Origin of the sequence: Janthinobacterium sp. UMAB-56 (assembly GCF_900095265.1) — a bacterium.
Lineage (GTDB): Bacteria > Pseudomonadota > Gammaproteobacteria > Burkholderiales > Burkholderiaceae_D > Janthinobacterium.
Genome location: NZ_LT607701.1, coordinates 1 through 678, shown reverse-complemented (window position 1 = coordinate 678; position 678 = coordinate 1). Strand labels below are relative to the sequence as shown.

Sequence of the window (678 nt, the reverse complement as noted above, 5' to 3'; positions counted from 1 at the left end):
GAACACGGCAAAGTCTTCACGGATGCGAAAGGCGAAGTGACGCGCGGCATCGAAGTGGTGGAGTTTGCCTGCGGCATCCCGCAAATGATGAAGGGAGAATATTCGGAACAGGTGGCCGGCGGCATCGATGCCTGGTCGATACGCCAGGCGCTCGGCGTGTGCGTCGGCATCACGCCCTTCAACTTTCCCGTCATGGTGCCCATGTGGATGTTCCCCATGGCGATTGCCTGCGGCAATACCTTTGTCTTGAAACCATCGGAGCGCGACCCGTCGGCCAGCCTGTTGCTGGCACAGTTGCTGACGGATGCGGGCTTGCCGGACGGCGTCTTCAACGTGGTGCAGGGAGATAAGGAAGCGGTGGATGGTTTGCTGCACCACCCGGACGTGCGCGCCGTCAGCTTTGTCGGCTCCACGCCGATTGCCGAGTACATCTATGCCACCGGCTGCGCGCAGGGCAAGCGCGTGCAAGCGCTCGGCGGCGCGAAAAATCATATGGTCGTCATGCCCGACGCGGATATCCCCCAGACGGTGGACGCCCTGATGGGTGCCGCCTTCGGTTCGGCGGGCGAACGCTGCATGGCCATTTCTGTCGTCGTGGCGGTGGGCAATGTGGCCGATCAACTGGTCGAGGCACTGTTGCCGCGCATCGCGGCACTGAAGATTACGCAAGGCATGGAT

General features: G+C 62.2%; 1 protein-coding gene. It reads left to right on the top strand.

The genetic code is table 11. The features are described 5' to 3' along the window. The coding region (locus K0F85_RS28335) for an aldehyde dehydrogenase family protein (protein ID WP_219119134.1) at window positions 1–678 on the top strand (678 nt) is incomplete at both ends.